The sequence below is a fragment of the Deinococcus maricopensis DSM 21211 genome (genome assembly GCF_000186385.1).
GTDB lineage: Bacteria > Deinococcota > Deinococci > Deinococcales > Deinococcaceae > Deinococcus_B > Deinococcus_B maricopensis.
In genome coordinates this window covers 1,181,855-1,200,855 of the sequence record NC_014958.1, presented here as the reverse complement: position 1 = coordinate 1,200,855, position 19,001 = coordinate 1,181,855, and the positions used below count along the sequence as shown (strand labels likewise).

At 70.1% G+C, this 19,001-nt stretch carries 25 protein-coding genes and 1 tRNA gene; 19 read left to right on the top strand and 7 right to left on the bottom strand.

All coding sequences use genetic code 11. The annotated features are described in order from the left end of the window. Positions 1-11: 11 nt before the first annotated feature. The 5 genes from DEIMA_RS05565 to DEIMA_RS05545 all read right to left on the bottom strand — a co-directional run bounded on the left by DEIMA_RS05565 (position 12) and on the right by DEIMA_RS05545 (position 2,660). Positions 12-893: a ribokinase gene (locus DEIMA_RS05565; RefSeq protein ID WP_013556254.1), complete on the bottom strand. Its 882-nt coding sequence runs from the start codon at positions 891-893 to the stop codon at positions 12-14. Beyond that, on the bottom strand, positions 890-1,120 hold the full coding sequence (locus tag DEIMA_RS05560) for a hypothetical protein (protein ID WP_013556253.1): 231 nt from the start codon (positions 1,118-1,120) through the stop codon (positions 890-892). The genes DEIMA_RS05565 and DEIMA_RS05560 overlap by 4 nt, the downstream gene beginning before the upstream one ends. A gap of 17 nt (positions 1,121-1,137) precedes the next feature. After that, positions 1,138-1,692, bottom strand: coding sequence for a nucleoside deaminase (locus tag DEIMA_RS05555; RefSeq protein WP_013556252.1), 555 nt, complete (start codon positions 1,690-1,692; stop codon positions 1,138-1,140). Between the two features lie 83 nt (positions 1,693-1,775). Then, the gene (locus DEIMA_RS05550) at positions 1,776-2,072 is read right to left on the bottom strand and encodes a hypothetical protein (RefSeq protein ID WP_013556251.1); all 297 of its coding nucleotides are present in this window, start codon (positions 2,070-2,072) and stop codon (positions 1,776-1,778) included. A 3-nt stretch (positions 2,073-2,075) separates the two neighbouring features. Further along, positions 2,076-2,660, bottom strand: a complete 585-nt coding sequence (locus DEIMA_RS05545) for a TetR/AcrR family transcriptional regulator (protein WP_013556250.1) — start codon at positions 2,658-2,660, stop codon at positions 2,076-2,078. A 231-nt stretch (positions 2,661-2,891) separates the two neighbouring features. Here DEIMA_RS05545 and DEIMA_RS05540 point away from each other — a divergent pair, with 231 nt between their 5' ends. After that, positions 2,892-3,968, top strand: a complete 1,077-nt coding sequence (locus tag DEIMA_RS05540; RefSeq protein ID WP_013556249.1) for a pyridoxal phosphate-dependent aminotransferase — start codon at positions 2,892-2,894, stop codon at positions 3,966-3,968. Between the two features lie 53 nt (positions 3,969-4,021). Here DEIMA_RS05540 and DEIMA_RS05535 read toward each other — a convergent pair whose 3' ends face one another. Next, entirely contained in the window at positions 4,022-4,492 is a 471-nt protein-coding gene (locus DEIMA_RS05535; protein WP_013556248.1) for a hypothetical protein, read from the bottom strand. Between the two features lie 56 nt (positions 4,493-4,548). On the opposite strand from DEIMA_RS05535, the gene DEIMA_RS05530 reads away from it, so the two are divergent. The 12 genes from DEIMA_RS05530 (at position 4,549) to DEIMA_RS05475 (ending at position 13,199) form a co-directional block, all read left to right on the top strand. Continuing rightward, the gene (locus DEIMA_RS05530; protein WP_013556247.1) at positions 4,549-5,193 is read left to right on the top strand and encodes a response regulator transcription factor; all 645 of its coding nucleotides are present in this window, start codon (positions 4,549-4,551) and stop codon (positions 5,191-5,193) included. Positions 5,194-5,252: 59 nt separating this feature from the next. After that, positions 5,253-5,504: a hypothetical protein gene (locus DEIMA_RS05525; RefSeq protein WP_013556246.1), complete on the top strand. Its 252-nt coding sequence runs from the start codon at positions 5,253-5,255 to the stop codon at positions 5,502-5,504. Next, the gene (locus DEIMA_RS05520) at positions 5,492-6,358 is read left to right on the top strand and encodes a serine hydrolase (protein WP_013556245.1); all 867 of its coding nucleotides are present in this window, start codon (positions 5,492-5,494) and stop codon (positions 6,356-6,358) included. Before DEIMA_RS05525 ends, DEIMA_RS05520 begins: the two co-directional genes overlap by 13 nt. Positions 6,359-6,519: 161 nt before the next feature. After that, positions 6,520-7,383, top strand: coding sequence for a c-type cytochrome (locus DEIMA_RS05515; protein WP_013556244.1), 864 nt, complete (start codon positions 6,520-6,522; stop codon positions 7,381-7,383). Between the two features lie 16 nt (positions 7,384-7,399). Continuing rightward, positions 7,400-8,053 carry a Rieske 2Fe-2S domain-containing protein gene (locus tag DEIMA_RS05510; protein WP_013556243.1) on the top strand — a complete coding sequence of 218 codons (654 nt, stop codon included), beginning with the start codon at positions 7,400-7,402 and terminating at the stop codon, positions 8,051-8,053. Beyond that, positions 8,050-9,348 carry a cytochrome b gene (locus DEIMA_RS05505; protein ID WP_013556242.1) on the top strand — a complete coding sequence of 433 codons (1,299 nt, stop codon included), beginning with the start codon at positions 8,050-8,052 and terminating at the stop codon, positions 9,346-9,348. The genes DEIMA_RS05510 and DEIMA_RS05505 overlap by 4 nt, the downstream gene beginning before the upstream one ends. Before the next feature lie 77 nt (positions 9,349-9,425). Beyond that, entirely contained in the window at positions 9,426-10,463 is a 1,038-nt protein-coding gene (locus DEIMA_RS05500; protein ID WP_043816489.1) for an SGNH/GDSL hydrolase family protein, read from the top strand. Between the two features lie 26 nt (positions 10,464-10,489). Next, positions 10,490-10,687, top strand: coding sequence for a hypothetical protein (locus tag DEIMA_RS05495; RefSeq protein WP_013556240.1), 198 nt, complete (start codon positions 10,490-10,492; stop codon positions 10,685-10,687). 158 nt (positions 10,688-10,845) lie between these two features. Further along, the gene (locus DEIMA_RS05490; protein ID WP_013556239.1) at positions 10,846-11,205 is read left to right on the top strand and encodes a DUF4180 domain-containing protein; all 360 of its coding nucleotides are present in this window, start codon (positions 10,846-10,848) and stop codon (positions 11,203-11,205) included. Between the two features lie 147 nt (positions 11,206-11,352). Continuing rightward, positions 11,353-12,087, top strand: coding sequence for a YebC/PmpR family DNA-binding transcriptional regulator (locus tag DEIMA_RS05485; protein WP_013556238.1), 735 nt, complete (start codon positions 11,353-11,355; stop codon positions 12,085-12,087). A 117-nt stretch (positions 12,088-12,204) separates the two neighbouring features. Next, positions 12,205-13,065 carry a PSP1 domain-containing protein gene (locus DEIMA_RS05480; RefSeq protein WP_013556237.1) on the top strand — a complete coding sequence of 287 codons (861 nt, stop codon included), beginning with the start codon at positions 12,205-12,207 and terminating at the stop codon, positions 13,063-13,065. A 57-nt stretch (positions 13,066-13,122) separates the two neighbouring features. Further along, positions 13,123-13,199, top strand: a tRNA-Trp gene (locus DEIMA_RS05475). 14 nt (positions 13,200-13,213) lie between these two features. Here the strand turns inward: DEIMA_RS05475 and DEIMA_RS05470 are convergent. Then, complete coding sequence (locus DEIMA_RS05470) at positions 13,214-13,459, bottom strand: hypothetical protein (RefSeq protein WP_013556236.1); 246 nt, start codon at positions 13,457-13,459, stop codon at positions 13,214-13,216. 59 nt (positions 13,460-13,518) lie between these two features. Here DEIMA_RS05470 and DEIMA_RS05465 point away from each other — a divergent pair, with 59 nt between their 5' ends. The 6 genes from DEIMA_RS05465 to DEIMA_RS05440 all read left to right on the top strand — a co-directional run bounded on the left by DEIMA_RS05465 (position 13,519) and on the right by DEIMA_RS05440 (position 18,983). Then, positions 13,519-14,163: an MBL fold metallo-hydrolase gene (locus DEIMA_RS05465; RefSeq protein ID WP_013556235.1), complete on the top strand. Its 645-nt coding sequence runs from the start codon at positions 13,519-13,521 to the stop codon at positions 14,161-14,163. 90 nt (positions 14,164-14,253) lie between these two features. Continuing rightward, on the top strand, positions 14,254-14,937 hold the full coding sequence (locus DEIMA_RS05460) for a response regulator transcription factor (protein ID WP_013556234.1): 684 nt from the start codon (positions 14,254-14,256) through the stop codon (positions 14,935-14,937). Next, on the top strand, positions 14,937-15,863 hold the full coding sequence (locus DEIMA_RS05455; RefSeq protein ID WP_013556233.1) for a sensor histidine kinase: 927 nt from the start codon (positions 14,937-14,939) through the stop codon (positions 15,861-15,863). The genes DEIMA_RS05460 and DEIMA_RS05455 overlap by 1 nt, the downstream gene beginning before the upstream one ends. 116 nt (positions 15,864-15,979) lie before the next feature. Continuing rightward, complete coding sequence (phoU, locus tag DEIMA_RS05450) at positions 15,980-16,624, top strand: phosphate signaling complex protein PhoU (RefSeq protein WP_013556232.1); 645 nt, start codon at positions 15,980-15,982, stop codon at positions 16,622-16,624. Positions 16,625-16,756: 132 nt separating this feature from the next. Continuing rightward, positions 16,757-17,818: a type 2 periplasmic-binding domain-containing protein gene (locus DEIMA_RS05445; protein WP_083810831.1), complete on the top strand. Its 1,062-nt coding sequence runs from the start codon at positions 16,757-16,759 to the stop codon at positions 17,816-17,818. A gap of 34 nt (positions 17,819-17,852) precedes the next feature. Next, entirely contained in the window at positions 17,853-18,983 is a 1,131-nt protein-coding gene (locus DEIMA_RS05440; RefSeq protein WP_013556230.1) for a heparan-alpha-glucosaminide N-acetyltransferase domain-containing protein, read from the top strand. Positions 18,984-19,001: the final 18 nt, after the last annotated feature.

Here is a 19,001-nt window from a genome sequence, read left to right as displayed (position 1 = left end):
AGCGCCCCTTGTTACGTGCTCAGGTGGGCCTGAATTTCGGCGTGTGTGGGCATGGCGGCCTGCGCGCCCAGTTGCGTGGTGGCAAGCGCCCCCGCGACGTTGGCGAAACGCAGCGCGTCCGGGAGGGGCTGTCCGGATGCCAGGGCCGCAGCGAAAGCACCGCAGAAGGTGTCGCCTGCGCCGGTGGTGTCCACGACGTTCACGGGGAGGGCTGCCTGTTGGTGGGTCCCGTCGGCGGTGACCGCGAGGCTGCCGTCACCGCCGAGCGTGACGATGACGGTGTGGGGGCCGCGGCTCAGCAGCGCCCGGGCCTGCGTTTCGGTGGAGCCGGCGCCGGCCACGGCGGTCAGTTCGCCCTCGTTCAGGATGAGCGTGTCGATGTGCTGCAGCAGCTCGGCGGGGAGGGTGCGGGCGGGCGCGGCGTTCAGGAGGACGTGCGCGCCCGCGCGTTTCGCCTGCTGCGCGGCTGCCTCGACGACGCTCAGGGGCAGTTCCAGTTGCAGGAGCAGCACGTCCGTGCCGTGGAGGTCCGGGAGGTGGCCGGGCGTCATGTGGGCGTTCGCGCCGCTCGCCACTGTGATGGCGTTCTCGCCTTCTGCAGATACGGTGATGAGGGCGAGGCCGGTGGGGGCGTCCAGGGTGTGGAGGGCGTCCAGGTTCACGCCGTCCGCGCGGAGGTTCGCCGTGGCGATGGCCGCGAAGGCGTCATGGCCGACCGCGCCGCAGAAGTGCACGTGCGCGCCCGCGCGGGCGCACGCGACCGCCTGGTTGGCGCCCTTCCCGCCGGGCAGGGCGATGGCGTCGCCGCCGAGGACGGTTTCGCCGGGCGCGGGGATGTGCGGGGCGCGCACGATCAGGTCCGCGTTGACGCTGCCGACGACCAGGACGCTCATGCGTTTTCCGCGTCGCTGCTGAGCGTCATGGGGCCGTTGGGGGTGGCGCGTTCCAGGCGCCAGCCGGCGCGGGCGATGTCGCGCAGGGCGTTGTGGACGCGGACGGGTGTCTCGCCGAGTTCCGTGGCGAGGCCGCGCGCCGTCCACGTGGCGGGTTCGCGGGTGAGGCGCAGCAGCAGCGTCGCGGTGAGTTCGCTGGCGCTGCGGGCGGTGTTGGCGGTCGGCATGCGCCAACTGTATCGGATCAGTGCTCGGGCGGGCGGCGCGCGTCGGCCTCGTCGACGCCTTCGGTTTCCTGCGGGTAGCGTTGGCGCCACAGCTGCCAGCCTTCGTCGGGGAAGGCGCGTTTCGCTTCGGGCGCGAACAGTTGGGCGCCTTCGTGTTCAAGGTCGGCGTCGGGGGTGGGGATCACGTCGGTGTCCTGCATGGCGGGGTGGTCCGCCCATTTGATGAGGCGTCCGCTGCCGCCCCAGGGGTCGTCGGTGGCCCATACGATGCGCCTCACGCCGAGCAGGGCGCTGGCGCCGCCGCACATCAGGCAGGGTTCCAGGCTGGTGTAGAGCGTGAGGTGTTGCGGGTCCTTGAGTTTGCCAATCTGGAAGTACAGGTCCATTTCGGCGTGGGCGACGCTGGCGTCCCCGACGTGCTGGGGAGTCTGCGCTTCGCCGACGCGGTTACGGCCGCGCGCGATGATGTCGCCGTGTTCGTTGACGAGGACGGCGCCGACGGGGGCGCTGCCCTGCGTCTGCGCTTCGCGGGCGAGGCGCAGGGTTTCCTGCAGGTACGGGCGGTGGTCCATGCCCGGACTGTAGCGGGGTGGCGGCGCGCTCGCCTTTACGCGTCACTGGGGTTTGTCGTGTATGCCACCGGGCGCCTCGCGCGTCAGGGGGCGGGGGGGTCGCTGTCGGCGTCCACGACGGTGAGGGAGCGCAGCGTGGCGCCCTGGTGCCAGCCGTACTCCGGGCGACGGAAGCCGAGCGCTTCGGCGATGGCGCGGGCGGTGTCTTGGTCGGGTTCGCCGTCGAGCTGGAACAGCAGGAATCGGCGGCCCTGCCCGGCAATGCGGATGAACAGGTTGTCGCCGAGTTCGATCTGCTGGGTGCGGCCGGTGCGGTGCGCGCGGTCCAGCGCCTGACGGAGGGCCGTGCGGATGGGGACGGTGACGGTGGGCGGCAGCATGGGTCAGCGGGGTTCGGTGCGCAGGCCGACGAGCAGCATGTCCGCGAAGTGGTTGGCGATGCTGGTGGCGTCGAGCGTGCCGCCGGGGCGGTACCAGGTGTAGGTCCAGTTGACGGCGCTGAGCAGCAGGTACGCGGTCATTTTGACGTCGAGGTCGGCGCGCAGGACGCCCTTGCGGATGCCTTCCTGGACGAGTTCGCGGTAGAGGCGGTCGATGGTGTCGCGCCAGTCCGTGACTTTCTTGTATGCGTCCGGGGAGAGGTGCTTCCATTCGTGGAAGAACACCGTGGCGCTTTCGAGGTTGTGGGTGACGACTTCGAGGTGGCGGCGCATGGCTTCGCGAAGTTTGTCCTCGGGGCCCATGTCGGCGTCCTTGAGGGGCATGAGGGCGTCGTCGAACTGCCGGGCGGCCTGATCGACGATTTCCACGAGCAGTTCTTCTTTGCTGCTGATGTGGGCGTAGAGGCTGCCGCCCTGCATGCCGAGCTGGCTGGCGAGGTCGCGCATGCTGGTGGCGTGGTAGCCGCGTTCGCTGAAGAGTTGGCTGGCGACGTCGTGGATCTGTTCTCTGCGGCTTTTGGTGGACATGGCCTGTTCGCTTTCTGGGGTGGGTTGCCACGGGCGGGCCGGGCATGGGGTGGTGGCGTGCGGGTCAGGGGCCCGTTGAGGGGCCGGACCGGTGGTCGTGCGGGCACGCCAAACAAACGTCCATAAGGAAAGCGTACCACTGACGCGAAACGCTCAGGTGGGACAATGTTTACACCGGGTTCAAGAATACGGCGCGGGCCGGGGGGGGCACGCGGCGTTATAACGGAACACATGACCACCCAGGACCGCGCCCGCAGCGTCCGCGAGGCGGTGCGCCGCACGCCCGCGTACCCGTTCACGCCCATTGACGCGCCCATCAAGCTCGACCAGAACGAGAACCCGTACGACTTCCCGCCGGAACTCAAACGCCTCGCGCTGGAACGCGCGGCGGAGCGCGCCTGGAACCGGTACCCGGACCTCACTGCCGACACGCTGCGCGAGCGTATCGGCGCGTACGAGCAGTGGGACCCGGAAGGCGTCCTGGTCACGCCCGGCAGCAACGTCATCATCAAGCTCCTCACGGAACTCGCGGGCATCGGCCAGACAGTGCTGAGCGCCCAGCCGAACTTCACGGTGTACACCCTGGAAGCCAGCATGCTGGGCGCGCGCAGCGTGGGCGAGCCGCTGAACGCTGACTTCACCCTGCCCGAAGCGGCCCTCACGGCGCGCCTCGCGGACAGCGGCCCGGGCGTGTTCTACCTGACCCAGCCGCACGCCCCCACCGGCCACAGCGACGACGCCGCCGTCGTGGAGCGACTCGTGAACGCCGCCGGGGACGACTGGACGGTCGTGATCGACGAGGCGTACCACCAGTACAGCGGCACCGACTACCGCGACCTCGTGCGCGCGGCGCCGAACCGCCTGAGCCTGCGCACGTTCAGTAAGGCCTGGGGCCTCGCGGGCCTGCGCCTCGGGTACGCCCTGATGGACCCGGCGCTCGCCACGCACCTGCGCAAGCTCGTGAGCGCCTTCAACGTGAACACCCTCACGCAGGCGGCCGTGGAAGTCGCCCTTGAGCACCCCGCGTACGTGGCCGAGCGCGTCGCAGAGGCCGTCCGCGAGCGGGACCGAGTGATTGAGGCGCTGGCCGCGCACCCGACCTGGACGGTGTACCCGTCGCGCACGAACTTCTTCCTGGTGCGCACGCCCAACGCGGACGTCGCGTACCGCGCGCTGCTGACGCACGGCATTCTGGTGCGCCGGCAGGACAGCCTGCCCGGCCTCGCCGGCTGCCTGCGCGTGGGCGTCGGCACGCCCGCCGAGAACGACGCGTTCCTCGCGGCGGCGCTCAGCATCCAGGCGGAGTGATCCTCGGCGGCCGGGCGGCCCCCGCAGTGCGGGGGCCGCCCGGCCGCCGACCTTCAGCGTTTCAGGTAGTCGGGGATGAACAGCGTATGCGCGGCCTGCCCGCCGGTCCACACACCGGCGAGGCGCGCCTGGATGTACGAGTTCACGATGCCGCTGTACAGCACGGGCGGCAGGTCGCTGGACGGGTAGGTCAGGCGACGCCCGGCTTCCTTGATGGGAAAGCCGAGCGCGAGCGCCCCGACCAGCACGACGCCCAGCGCAAAGCCGCCCACGCCGCCGACGATCAGGTGCCACACCTCGCCGACCGGGTCGGGAATGGCGCGGACGCACGCGATGGTCGCGAGGAACGCCAGCACCAGCGCGATGACCGCCGCGACAATGGCGTTCGGGACGAGCAGGTTCGCGACGAGCACCGACACGATGCCCGCGAGGCCCCACACGCCGCCGATCAGGCCGCGGCGCATGCCGAGCGCCGTGACGCCCGCGAGAACCGTCACGAGCAGCGCGTCAAACCAGGTAATCACGCCCTCAGTGTAAAGGGTGATGCCGTGCGGAGCGTGGGAGTTTCGTACACTGCGGCATGATTCGCGTCCTGCTCGCTGACGACCATGCCCTGTTCCGTCAGGGCCTCAAGAGCCTTCTGGAGAGTGAAGGGATGCGCGTGATCGGTGAGGCCGCGAACGGCCGCGAAGCCATCCGCTACGCCGCCGACACGCACCCCGACGTGATCCTGATGGACATTCAGATGCCCGAACTCGACGGCGTGAAGGCCACGCAGAGCATCCTGGAGATCGACCCGAACGCCAAGGTCATCATGATCACCATGTACCGCCAGGACCGTTACGTGTTCGAGGCGGTGAAGGCGGGCGCGCGCGGCTACGTCCTCAAGGACGCCGACGCGAGCACCCTGCTGGACGCCATTCAGCGCGTGGCCGGCGGCGAGGCCCTGCTCGACGCCGACATGGCGCAAAACGTCCTCGACGACTTCCGGGACAAACGCGAGGTGCTGCCGAGCGAGAAGCACGCGGACCTGAACGAACGCGAGACGACCATCCTGAAGCTGCTCGCGCAGGGGTACAGCAACCAGGACATTGCGCTGCGGCTGGACATCAGCGAGAAGACCGTCCGCAACCGCCTGTCGGAGATCTTCACGAAGCTCCAGCTGAACAACCGCACGCAGGCGGCGCTGTACGCGATTCGTGAAGGCATCGCGAACCTCGATTGAGCGCGGCGTTCGTGACGCTGTTCGCGGCGAGGCGCGGGCGCAGACCCTAGCATGAGGGCGTGAAGAAACGATCTCAGGGCGCGCGCCCGGCCCTGCCCGCGCGCGAACGGCCGTACCTGGCGGGGTGCGGGCGCAGCTGGCCGCTCACGAGTGACGCCGCGGACCTCGCGTTCACGGCGCTGGACTTCCCGGACTGCCCGGCGTGTACGCACCGCGTGGAGCCCGACGGCGGCCCGGCGTTCTGCACGCTGCGGCCCCAGGGAACGGCGCATCCGTTCGCGGCGCTCGCGGACCTCGCGTGGCCAGACTGACCGGCGGCGCGGCCTTCCTGGCGGCGGTGCGCGCGCGCGGCTTCCCGGGGGTGGCGGCGCTGGTCGTTGAGGACCTCCACCGGGGCGAGCGGCTGGTGGAGCTTCAGGGTGCGCGGGCGTTCCCGGCAGCGAGCACCATCAAGGTGCCGCTGCTGGTCCATGCGCTTCAGCGGGTGCAGGCGGGGGCGCTGAACTTGGGGGCACGCGTGCCCGTCCCGGCGGACGCGCGCGTGCCCGGCGCGGGCGTGCTGCACGAACTGGACGGGGGGCTCGCGCCGACCGTGCGGGACCTGCTGACCCTCATGATCGTGGTGAGCGACAACACCGCCACGAACCTCGTGATCGACCTGCTGGGCGAGGCGGCGTTCAACGCGTGGCTGCAGGCGGAGGGTTTGCGGGGCACGCATCTGGTGGGGCCGCTGCAACGGCCGCCGCACCTTCAGAACCCCGCGCAGCGCCGCGGCGAGCGGAACCGCACGTGCGCGGACGATCAGGTGACGCTCCTGAGTCGCTTGGCCCGGGGTGAACTGCTGAATCCCGAGCTGACGGCCCTGGCGTTGGACGTGCTGTCGCGTCAGCAGGTGCGGCCAATACTGGCGCGGCACCTGCCGTACACCGTGGACGGGACCCTCAGCGTGCGCGTGGCGAGCAAGAGCGGGGAGTTGCGCGGCGTGCGCCATGACGTGGGGGTGGTGTGGCTGCCCCGGCCGCTGGTCGTGGCGGTTCTCAGTGAGGGCGGCGCGGACGCGCGGGAGCACCCGGACAACACGGACGAGCGTGCGCTCGCAGGGGCGCTCTGGCCCGTGCTGGACGCACTCGGGCATACCGTGCCAGGGGACATTCTTCCTGAATGACGAAAGGTACAGTAAGTGTCATGGGCGTGGTGTACATGCAGGCTGGGTTTTACCCGGCTGGGCGGGCGTCGGGCGCATCTGGGGCCCGTGCTATGCTGACACCCACAGGCACGGAAGGTGCCCCGTTTACATTATGAGTGAAGCGACAGTAAGGGAGAGACATGGAACGGAATGACGCGGTCATGCCAGCGGTCGCCATCGTGATCGCGGCCATTATGTGGGTGCTGCTGCTGTTCATTTTCGGGGGCGAAACCGCCGCGCCGAAAGTGGAAGTGACCCCGCAGGCGATCCAGGCGGCGGAGAAGGAATGGCCCACCCTCGGTAAGCAGGTCTACGAGAAGGTCGCCGGCTGCCAGGGCTGCCACGGCGCGAACGGTCAGGGCGGCGCCGGCCCGAAACTCGCGGGTGCCGAAGAGATCATCAAGGACCCGAGCCTCCCCGTGAGCCGCGTCGAGAAGGGCAAGGGCGCCATGCCCGCCTTCGGCGACAAGCTCAAGGAAAACGAGATCCTGGCGGTCGTGAACTACATCCGCAACAGCTGGGGCAATAAGGCGGAAATCGTCACGCCCGCGACGCTCGCGGCGGCGGCGGCCACCGTCAGCCCCGAAGTGCTGCGCGTACGTTCCCGCATCGTCCCGGAAGAAATTCACCTGCCGGAAGTGTTCCTCGTGACGTTCATCGTGCTGCTGCTCACCTACGGCGCGATCGGCCTGTACAGCTACTGGGCTGAAGGCGAAGAGCTGCACCCCGGCATCCACAAGACCCGCAGCGGCACCGGCGCGATGGTCGCCATGGTCGCCACGCTCGCCGGCACCGTCCTGTTCAGCGTGCTGTTCGTGCGCCAGATGGTGATCGACCTGCGCGGCTGGGGCGCCGACACGCCCGTGATGCCCAACGTGCCCATCGAAGGCTTCTACGCCGCCATGGTCGTGATCCTGCTCGGCATCGCGGTGGGCCTGTACAAGAAGTACTTCATGGACGACGAAGTGCTCGTCGAGGACGCCAGCGGCGAGTTCCCCTGGTAAGGCGCGAGGAGAGAGAATGACGAAGTTTAAACGCGTGGACCCGGAAATCAGCCGGCGCAAGTTCATCAACATCGCGCTCGGCACCACCGCCGCCGTGGGGGGCGTCAGCCTGATCACCGCGCTCGGCAGTGTCCGCCCCGTCAACCGCATCACGCCCGGCAAGCTGCCCGCCATCCCCGGCGACATCCTGGTGTACGCCGACGGCGACAAGGCCGGCCAGCCCATCCAGGACGCCGACCTCGGCATCAAGGCGACGCGCGCGTGGCCGCAGGGCAAGGACAAGGACGGCAAACCGCTCGTGAAGAGCGAGGAGCCGAACAACCTGCTGCTCGTGTTCAAGTTCGCGGAAAGCGACCTGAAGGCCCCCACGGACCTGAAGGGCGTCGTGGACGGTGTGGTGGCGTACAGCGCCATCTGCCAGCACCTCGGCTGCCAGGTCGGCGACAACAACGAGGTGCCCGGCACGCTGCTGTGTCCGTGCCACTCCGGCGCGTACGACCCGAAACAGGGCTGCAAGGTCATCGGCGGGCCACCCCCGCGCCCGCTGCCGCAGCTGCCCATCAAGCAGGAAGGCGGTCAGTACATTGCCGCCGGTCCGCTGGAGTTCGCGTACTTCGGCACGACCGACACCGACTTCGAGAAGCTCGTCAAGGAGGCTGAAGGGACATGAACCAGTGGCTGGACGAACGTCTGCACATCTCGCGCCTGAACGATAAGTTCCTGCGCAAAGCCTTCCCGGTGCACCACAGCTTCTTCCTCGGTGAGATCACGCTGTTCGCGCTGATCGTCCTGATCATCACCGGCATCCTGCTGGCGCTCAGCTACGAACCGAGCGCGCAGCTGGTCAAGCACCCGTTCGACCCGGGCGCCGCGCAGGTGCCCGCCGCGTACGCCTCCGCCCTGAAAATCAACGCCATGCCGTTCGGTGACATGCTGCGCCGCATCCACCACTGGATGGCGAACATGATGATGGGCGCCGCGATCCTCCACCTGATGCGCATCTACTTCACGGGCGCGTTCAAGAAGCCCCGCGAAATCAACTGGTGGATCGGCATGCTGCTGCTGATCTTCACGGCGCTCACCGCCGTGACCGGCTACAGCCTCCCCTACGACAACTTCGCCTTCACCACCCTCAAGGTGATCGTGGGCATCGTGGGCAGCATCCCCTGGATCGGCGAATGGGCCAGCCAGGCCGCGTTCGCCGGGAAGTTCCCCGGTGAGGGTCTGATCCCCCGCGTGTACGGCTACCACATCATGCTGCTGCCCGGCATTCTGCTCGCGCTGACCGCCGCGCACATGCTGATCATGATCAAGCAGAAGCACACGCAGCCGCAGTACGCCAAGCGCGTCGCGTACAAGAAGATCGTGGGCGTGCCGCTCAGCACGCAGCAGACGCCCATCATGATCATGCTGGCGCTGCTGTTCACCGGCCTGGTGATCCTGTTCGCGGCGTTCATTCCCGTGCACCCCGTGGAAGTCATCGGCCCGCCCAGCAACCAGTCGCCCATCGTGAAGCCGGACTTCTACCTGCTGTGGGTCTTCGGGATCCTCGCGATCCTCCCCGGCAACCTGGAATTCCACTTCCTCGGCGGCGTGTTCAACGCGGAATTCCTCGGCGGCATCGTGATGCCCACGATGATCCTGCTGCTGATGTTCGCCGTGCCGATGTTCGACAAGAGCAAGGAAAACCTGTACTACGCCGAGAACCCCACCAACCACCCCGTGCGCCTCGCGGCCGGCATCGCGTTCTTCACGCTGATGATCGTGTGGTCCGTGGCAGGGTACAAACCGGAACTGGTGAACTCCCGCATCCTCACGAACGACAACGCCAACGGCATCCTGTGGGGCCTCGCCATTGTCCTGCCCATCGTGATGTACTTCGTGACGATCGGCATCGTGCGCGGCATCCGCAAGCTCCGCGAAGCGGACGAGCGCGAAACGCACGCCGCCGCCGCCGACGACTGAGCCTCCCCTCCCCTGCCAGCCCGAACGATGTTCGGGCTGGCTTCTGTTGGCTCGGCCCGCAGGACTAGAATGAAGACGTGAAACAACTCATGCTCATGGGCACGGCGCTGCTGCTCGGCAGTTGCGGCACCCTGAATTTCTCCACGCCCGTCACGTCGTACGTGGCGCTGGGTGACAGCATCACCGCCGGGTACCAGTCGACCTCGCTGACCGCCGAAGGGCAGCGCAGCAGTTACGCCGTGCTGTTCGGCCAGCGTGCGGGCGTCACCGCCCACAGCCCCGAAGGCAAAGGTCCCGGCTGCCCACCCCCTCCAGGCAAAACCGCCACCGCCGACTCGTGCGTGCGTGCGAACCCGGACGCGGTCGTCACGAACTTCGCCGTGCCGGGCGCGAAGGTCGCGGACCTGCTGAACAGCAGCGTCGCCACCTTCCAGGGCAAGAGCGCGTCGGCCGCCGCGCTGTACAACCTGATCCTGGGGCCGCAGGACACGCAGGTCACCGCCGCAGTGAAAGCCAAGGCGCAGTTCCTGACCGTGTGGATCGGCGCGAACGACGTCCTGGCCGCCACCCTGGCGGGCACCCCGTCGGGCGCGACGCCGCCCGCCACGTTCGAGAACGACTACCGGAAGCTGCTGGACGGCCTGAAGCCCAGCGGCACCATCATCGTGCCATTCACGGTGCCGGACGTGACGAGCGTGCCGTTGCTCGTGCCCGCGGCGCTGGCGTTCAAGCTGGGCCTGGGCGACGCAAGCTGCGAGAACAGTGTAAATAAGGTGAACCTGGGCGTCGCCCAGCAACTGAAGCCCATGAGCTGCGCGGACGACGCCCCGGGCGTCCTGAGCCCTGCAGAGCTGAAGACCGCCACGGACACCGTCGAGGCGTACAACAGCAGCATCCGCAAGCTGGCAGCGGAGCGCGGCCTGCGCGTGTTCGACGTGAACCCGACCCTCCACGCCCTCAACGGCGCGTACGATCCCACGGCGCCGCAGACTCCATTCGGCCCGAACTTCAGTCTGGACGGCGTGCATCCGTCCAGCAGCGCGCACGCGAAGTTCGCGGTGACGCTCGCGCAGTTCTTCAACAGCACGTTCGGCACGCGCGTCCGGGTGAACTGAGCGGCGGTCCTGGGAAGGGGCAGGGCATGGCCGATGAGCTGGAAGGGTGGCTGGCGCGTCTCGCGCGCGTGCACGGCCTGAACGCGCATGACGTGCACGCCGCACCGGAGGAGCGGGTGCGGGCGTTCACGCAGGCGGTTGTGGAGGAGCTCGCGGCCCGCGGACGGCTGGACGGTCCACAGACGCTGGGTTGCTACGCAGTCCGCCGTTCCAGCGAGCATTGAGGCGGTGGGGCCGCTGGGCCCCACCGCCTCGCTAGCGGGACCGCGAGCGTTTGGTCAGATGACGGATGGCGTGCGCCGCTGCGCCCGGTAGGCTCGGGGCGTGCGTACTCGGGCCCTGCCGCTGCAGGCGGGCCCGCGGGCACTCTGGAGGACATGGCATGGAGCATCAGCTCGTTCACGTGGGGCCGCAGTCGTACATCGAGATTCACGGGGCGGGGCGACCCCTGCTGACCGAGCAGGACGCCCTGGACCTTGTCGGGCTGAGCTGGGCGCAGGGTACGCCGCGCGTCCTGTTGCACCGGGAGGTGTTCACGGCGGCGTTCTTCGATCTGCGTTCGGGCCTGGCGGGCGCGTGCCTGCAGAAGTTTACGAACTATGACCTGAAGGTCGCGGCGGTCATCCCTGACCACGCGGGGCAGGGGGAGCGGTTCCGGGAGATGGCGGGCGAGGCGAGTGCCGGGCGGACGTTCGCGGTGTTCGCCGACCGTGAAGCTGCGGAGGCGTGGCTGCTCACCTGAGCGGGTGTTGAGGGGCGCATGACGGCTGCGCGTGCGGGCAGTAGAATGCTGCACTGACAGCGGCGTGCTCGTCGCCCGCGCCGCGCAGGCGGTGTCGGGACGGGCCGCTGCGCGCACGCGCCCCACCGTGGGCGAGAGGGAGCAACAATGGCCGGTCACAGCAAATGGGCTCAGATCAAACGCAAGAAGGGCGCGAACGACAAGAAGCGTTCCGCCATCATCAGCAAGCACATCCGCGCCATCACGGCGGCGGTGCGTTCGGGTGGTAGCGGTGACCCCGCAGCGAACCTCAGCCTGAAGAACGCCATTGCCGCGGCGAAGACCGACACGGTCCCGGCGGACAACATCGAGAACGCCATCAAGCGCGCGGTGGGCAGCGGCGAGGGCGGCACGGAGTACAAGGAGGCCACGTACGAGGGGTACGGGCCGGGCGGCACCGCCATCTACATCGAGACGCTCACGGACAACCCCACGCGGACGGTAGCGGAGGTGCGCGCGGTGTTCAACAAGCGCGGCGGCAGCCTCGGCACGAGCGGTTCGGTCGCGTGGCAGTTCGAGAAGAAGGGCGTGCTGATGCTGAATGACGCGTCCGAAGCGGCGCAGGAAGCGGCCATTGAGCACGGCGCCGAGGACTTCTCCGAGGCGGAGGACGGCCTGGAGGTGACGACGGCGCCCACGGACCTGCACGCGGTCAGCGAGGGGCTGAGCGGGGCGGGCTTCGCGGTGGAGAGCGCGCAGATCACCATGGTGCCGAGCAACACCGTGAGTGTGTCCGGCGAAGACGCGCGCAAGCTGATGGTCATGATCGAGGCGCTCGAGGACCTCGATGACGTGCAGAACGTGTACAGCAACGCGGAGTTTCCGGAGGACTTCGAGGGCTGAGCGCAGGGCGTTCAGGGCGGGCGGGTGCGGAGGCGCCCGCCCGCTTGTCGTGGGCGCACGCGGCTTATCGTGACGTTCATCTCGACGGGCGGGGCGTGGGCGTGACATGCTGTGCGGGTGTTGATTCAGTCCGTGCGCTTCGACGGTTCCCCCCGGCTTCACGCCATGATGACGGACGCGCCCCTTCCGGTGGGCGCGCGCGCAGTCGTGCAGGGCAAGCGCGGGCCGGAAGTGGCCACCGTCCGCACCGGCCCCACCCCCCGCAGCGAGGACGGCCGCTACGGCATGATCCTGCGCGAGGCGACGCCCGAGGACCTGGAGCGCTGGGCGGAGCTGGCGCGCGAGGCCGAGGACCTGAAGTGGTTCCTGCGTGCGCGGGTGCGCGCGCGCGGCATCGCGGCGAAGGTCGTGGCGGTGGAGTTCACGCTCGACGGGAACCTCGTGACGATCAGTTACAGCGCGGAGGAACGCATCGAGCTGGGCAGCCTGATTGCGGACGTGCGCGGCCACACGCGCGCGAAGGTGAATTTCGCGGCAGTCGGGCCGCGCGAGCAGGCAATGATGATCGGGACGCTCGGGGCGTGCGGCCGCGAGAACTGCAGCAGCAACCACCTGCAGGAGTTCGCACCGGTGAGCATCCGCATGGCGCGCGATCAGCAGCTGCCGCTGAACCCGGAGAAGCTGAGCGGGCCGTGCGGGCGGCTGCTGTGCTGCCTGCAGTACGAGCACGGGCAGTACCAGGACCTGCTCAAGGAGATCCCGCGCAAGAACGCACGCGTGTGCCATACGGAGAGTGGCGCGTGCGGGAAGGTCACGAAGCTGCATCCGTTGACGGGCAGCGTGGACGTGTACACCGACGAGGGGCTCCTGGCGAACGTCCCGGCGAGCGCGCTGACCGTCCTGAAAGGCGAGGCGAACGGCGGCGCGGGCGGCGGGAAGGCCAAGGAGCGCCGCGAACGCCCGGAACGGGAGCGCTGAGCGCAGGCTTGCGTGCCCCGGCGGCCTCTGCTATCATTCGCGGGCGTCAAGGCGCGCGGGTCCTTAGCTCAGCCTGGTAGAGCGTCGGTCTCCAAAACCGCAGGTCGTAGGTTCGAATCCTTCAGGGCCCGCCAAACGCCCCCCACCCTCACGGGTGGGGTTCTTTTTGGCCTTCGAGCGTGGCGACGCGCCCTTCGAGTTCGTGCACGCGGCGCAGCAGCGCGGCGAACACCAGGGCGTAGTGGTCGTAGAGTTTCGGGCGTTCCATGCGGGCCTCGCCGGTCATCCAGGCGTCAAGGAGCCGTTCGGCTTTCGTGAGGATCTCGTCGTCGGGCACGTCACGGTACGAACGGCCGGCCAGGATGGTCTTCGCGAAGTTCAGTTCGTCGCTCATGGGCCCTATTGTCGCGCGTGTCCCGCTGCGCCGCGTGATGCGTTCGGTACACTCCGCGCATGACTCAAGACTTCATGCATGGTGGCGTGCGCGTGCAGACGGTGCCGACCGGGCCGGTGCAGGCGAACGCCGCGCTGGTGACGGACGCAAACGGCGAGGGCTTCCTGATCGACCCGGGTGACAACGCCGAAACGCTGCTGCGCCTCGTGGAACAGGCGGGCGCGCGCGTGCGCGGCGTGCTGCTCACACACGCGCACTTCGACCACATCGGCGCGGTGCAGGCCGTGCGGACGGCGCTGAGCGTGCCCGTACACCTGCACGACGATGACCTGCCGCTGTACCGGGCGGGCGCGACGTCGGCGGGCCGCTGGGGCATTCCGTTCACGCAGCCGGAGGACCCGGACGCCGCCATCGCAGACGGGCAGGTGTTCGAGGCGGGCGGCGTGCGCCTGACCGCGCGGACCCTGCCGGGGCACGCGCCCGGGCACGTGGTGTTCGTCGGAGACGGCTTCGTGATTGCCGGGGACACGCTCTTCCAGGGCGGCATCGGGCGCACGGACCTGCCGGGCGGGAACCACCCGTTGCTCCTGCGCGAGCTGGCGCGGGTCCTGCTGAGCCTGCCGGACGACACGGTCGTGTACCCCGGGCACGGGCCGCGCACGACGGTCGGGGCTGAGAAAGCCAGCAACCCGTTCCTGCGCTGAGCGTCACCTGACGCGTCTGACGGCGCGTGCGGAGGGGAGTGTCAGGGGGCCCTGACACTCCCCTGACCGCATCCCGAAGAATGAGGGTTGATGAGCCACATCGTCGTGATAGAAGACGAACATACCGTGCGCGATGTGCTGCGCTTTCACCTGGAGCGTTCCGGGCTGCGCGTCTCCGCGTTCGAGACGGCCGGCGCAGCGCTGGACGCCCTTGCCAGTGCCGACGCGCTGGTCCTCGACTGGATGCTGCCCGGCGAGAGCGGCCTGTCGTTCCTGCGCCGCCTGCGCGGCGACAGCGACCTGCGCCGCCTCCCCGTGCTGATGCTCACCGCGCGCGCCGCCGAAGCGGAACGCGTGGAGGGCCTGGAAAGCGGCGCGGACGACTACCTCACCAAGCCGTTCAGCGCCGCGGAACTCGTGGCGCGCGTGCGCGCCCTGCTGCGCCGCACGCAGACGGACGCCCCGAACAGCATCGAGAACGGCCCGCTCACCATTGACGTGAGCGCCGCCGAGGCGCGCCTGCGCGGCGGTCGCCTGAACCTCACGCGGCGCGAATTCGACCTGCTAGCGTTCCTGGCGCTCAACCGCGGGCGCGTGTACGGCCGCGCGGAACTGCTGGACCGCGTATGGGGCGCCGACTTCCTGGGCGGGGAGCGCACGGTGGATCAGCACGTCACGCAGCTGCGCGCGCACCTCGGGGATGACCCGCAGGCGCCACAGTTCCTGGAGACGGTGCGCGGCAAGGGCTACCGCATGCGGGTGTGGGACGCGTGATGCACGCCGCTGCGCCGGTGCCGGGCCCGTGGCTGGACGCGCTGCCGCAGGCGGTGCTGCTGCATGAACATGGGCGCGTCACGCACCTGAACGCGGCGGCGGTGCGCCTGTGGGGCGTGCCGCTGGAACGCGCGTGCGGTCGCCCGCTGATGGAGGTCGTGCGCCGCCACACCCTGGAAGCCCTCGCGGAACGCGGCGGCGAACTGGAGCTGGAGGCGAGCGGCCGGGCCCTGAAGTGCATGGCGGTGCCGGGCGCGCTCATCGTGGACGACGTGACGGACCTGCGGCGCCGCGAAGCGGAACTGCGCGAGGCCGCCGCGATCCTGTCGCACGAGTTCCGCACGCCGGTCGCGGCCATCAAGGGCGTGCTGGAGGCGCTGGAGTACGAGATGCCCATGGAGATGCAGCGCAGCTTCGTGCGCCAGGGCCTCGCGGAGGCGGAGCGGCTGGTGCGCCTCGTCGATGACCTTGCGGTGGGGTTTCGGCCCACGCGGGCGCGCACGCAGCCGCTCGCGGAGAGCGTGGCGCGCGCGGAACGGCTGCTCGGCGCGGACCTCGCGGCGAGCAGCGTGCGCCTTACCCGCGAAGGGGACGCGCTGGTCCGCGCGGACCCGGACAAGCTGCTGCAGGTCCTGCTGAACCTCGTGGAGAATGCTGCGCGGTACGGCCCGCGTCCCGGCACGGTCCGCGTGGAGGCGCGCGAACGGGGGCAGTGGGTGGAGGTGGCCGTGCTGGACGACGGCCCGCCCATTCAGGACACCGAGGACCTGTTCCGCGCGCACACGCGCGGGAAGGGCGCGACCGGCAACGGCAGCGGCATGGGGCTGTACATCGTGCGCAGCATCGTGCAGGGGTGGGGCGGTCAGGCGTGGGCGGAACGCCGCGGGAGCGCGAACGCGTTCGCGTTCACGGTGCCGACGGCGTGAGGGTTCCCCGCGCGGTAACGCCGTCCCTGACGCGCGGCGCGGGCGGCACATGGTACATTCGCCGGGCGAACGCGCCCGTGCGTGCGTGGGCCCTGAGGCCCGAGGAGTGACTGAGCATGCGTGAAGCCCTGGACCAAGACCTGCGCGCCCTGACCGTCGGCGCGCTCGAGATGATCGCAACGGTGGAGCGCATGCTGCCGCTGGCGGGTGCTGTGCTGCTGAACCGCGACACCGCGAGGCTCGAGGATGTCCGCGCACTGGACCGGGAAGTGGACGAGCAGGAACGCCGCATCGAGGCGGAATGCCTGCGCGCCATTGCCCTGCACCAGCCGGTCGCGCGGGACCTGCGCCTGATCGCGCTGATCCTCAAGAGCCTGTCGGACATCGAGCGGATGGGCGACTACGCGGTGCACGTCGCGGAGGACGGCGCGGACCTCGCGCAGGCGCCCGCGCTGAAGAAGTACGTGAACCTCGCGCGGATGCTGGAGCGCCTGCAGGAGATGATGGTGAGCCTGCGGGGCGCCATCGAGACGCGCGACGTGGACCGCGCCAGCGCGACGCGCGCCATGGACGACGAGGTTGACGACCTGTACGAGCAGATTCAGCGCGAGCTGGTGACGTACATGCTGGAGGACCCGCGCACCATCAGCAAGGCGCTCACGCTGATGCGGGTGGGCCGCAGCCTGGAACGCATCGGCGATCACGTCGAGAACGTCGCGGAGCGCGTGAACTACTGGGTGACCGGCGACCGCGTCCACTGAAGCGCAGGCTGCACGTGGGCGGGGGCTTCCCCGCCCACGTCGCGCGACTGGCCGCGCGCTCACTGCGCCGTGGGCCGGCCCGCAGGGTGCCCCCACTGCGGGGCTGGTCCGCAGGCTCTAAGCTGAGCGCGCATGTCGCGCGCACCTCGCCCTTCGTCTGCCGCTCGGCGCGTGGCCGGGCTGCTGGCGCTGCTGGCCGTGAACGTCGGCGCGGCGCAGACGCTCACGCCGACGCTGCGCGTGGTGGGCACCGCCGCGCCGTGGGTGGACGGCGCGACGTACCGGGGGCGTTCGCCGGGCGCGGCCGCCCGGGACCTGTACGCGGGCCGCGCGGACGTGGCGCTGGTTTCGTCGCCCCTGCCGCCGCCGCCCGGCGGACGGCGGACGCTGGCGGTGCCGGTGGGGGTGTTCGCGGTGCGCGTCGCGTACCGCCTGCCGGGCGTGACGCTGCGCCTGAACGTGACGACCCTCTGCCGGTTGCTGGACGGGACCGTGCGGGTGTGGAACGCGCCGGAGGTGCAGGCCCTGCAGGCGCCCGGCGTGACGCTGCCGGCCCTGCCGGTGCTGGTGAGTGCCCGCACGGACGCGAACGGCGCGAGTTTCGCGGTGGCGCAGGCGTGCGTGCGGGCAGGCGCGTGGCCGCGCGCGCGCCTGAAGGCCACGTGGACGGGCGGGGCGGCGTTCACGCCAGGCAGCGCCGAGGCGCAGGCGCGCAACCTGGACCTGCCAGGGGCGCTGGCGGTGCGCGGTCCGGGCGCGCTGCCCGCAGGGGTGGGCGTGGCGCGCCTGCGCAGCCCGGACGGTGTGGACGTGCCGCCCACGCCGGCGCTGGGGTTCGTGGGGACGCCGGGCGCGCGTTCGGGGCTGCCGCGCACGCCATTCGGGCTGCTGCCGAGCGCGAACGCGCCGGGCGCGTACCCGCTGCGGGGGCTGCTGTGGGCGGTGACGCTCGCGGATCAGGCGTACGGCGGGCGGACAGAGGCGCGCGCGCGCGCGGTGCAGGCGTGGCTCGGGCAGTTGCGCGCGGCCGACCATGCAGAGTTCGCGGGCATCCCGGCGCCGCAACGCTTCCCGATTCGCCTGACGTTCGGGGGCCGGGCACTCACCGGCCCGAACGTGAGGGAACGCTCAGGTCTGTCCCAGGGGACGCTCAGCGCCAACTCAGGTGACGGCAGGGCGGGCCCCGAAGACTGAGAGCAGGCGTTTCCGGCCTGAAAGGAGTCCCACTTTGGCCGCCCCCACCTTCCAGCCCGATACCCCCGCAGCGCCCACGGCCGCTGTGGTGCCACAGGTGGCGCGCGGCGCGCGGCTGGCCGCGCTGGACGCGTGGCGCGGCCTGACCGTCCTGCTGATGCTGCTCGTGAACAACGTGGCGCTCGACTGGCGCACGCCGAAGGAGCTGATGCACGCGCCGTGGGGTGGGGGGGCCACCCTGGCGGATCTGGTGTTCCCGTGGTTCCTGTTCTGCGCGGGGACGGCGCTGCCGTTCTCGCTGGCGAGCGCGCGCCGCGCGGGCGTGCGAGGGTGGGCCCTGGTCCGCAAGCTGCTGACCCGAACGGTGCTGCTGTACCTGGTGGGCGTGGTGTTGGTGAGCGCCGTGGCGCACCGCCTGACGTTCGGGCTGGGGGTGCTGCAGCTGATCGCGCTGGCGTCACTGCTGGGCGCGGCGGGGGCGCAGCTGCGGGTGGGGGCGCGCATGGTGCTGGCGGCGGCGCTGCTGGTGGGGTACGCGGCGGTGCTGCTGCTCACGCCGGTGCCGGGCGTGGGCGCGGGGGTACTGGAGGAAACGCGGAACGCCGTGCAGTACCTGAATCAGACGTTTCTCGCGCCGCTGGGCGTGCGCGGCCTGTTGTCGGTGCTGCCGACGGGCGCGCTTGTGCTGCTGGGCAGCGTGGCAGGAGAGTGGGCGCGCCGTACGGACGGTGTACCGCGGCTGCTGGCGCTCGGCGCGGCCCTGAGCGCGCTGGGGTTCGCGTGGGGGGCGTTCATGCCCATCAACAAGCCGCTGTGGACGCCGCCGTACATCCTGCTGGGCGCAGGCCTGGGCACCCTGGGGCTACTTGCCTGCCTGCTGGTGGAACGCGGCGGGCGGGGGCGCAGCCTCACGCCGCTGGTGGCTGCCGGACGCAACGCGCTGCTGGCGTACGTCGCGCCGATCCTGGTGAAGACCTGGGTGCTGCAGGGGTGGCAGGTCCGCTGGACCGGGCGGGACGCCAGCATGCAGGACGCGCTGCTGGGCCTCGCGCGTGGGCATCTGGGGTTGTGGTGGGGCGGGTGGCTGTACACGCTGGGGTACGTGGGGGCCGTGTGGGTGGGGTTGTGGTGGCTGTACCGCCGGGGCGTCACCTGGAAGCTTTGACGTGCCGGGCGGGTGAGG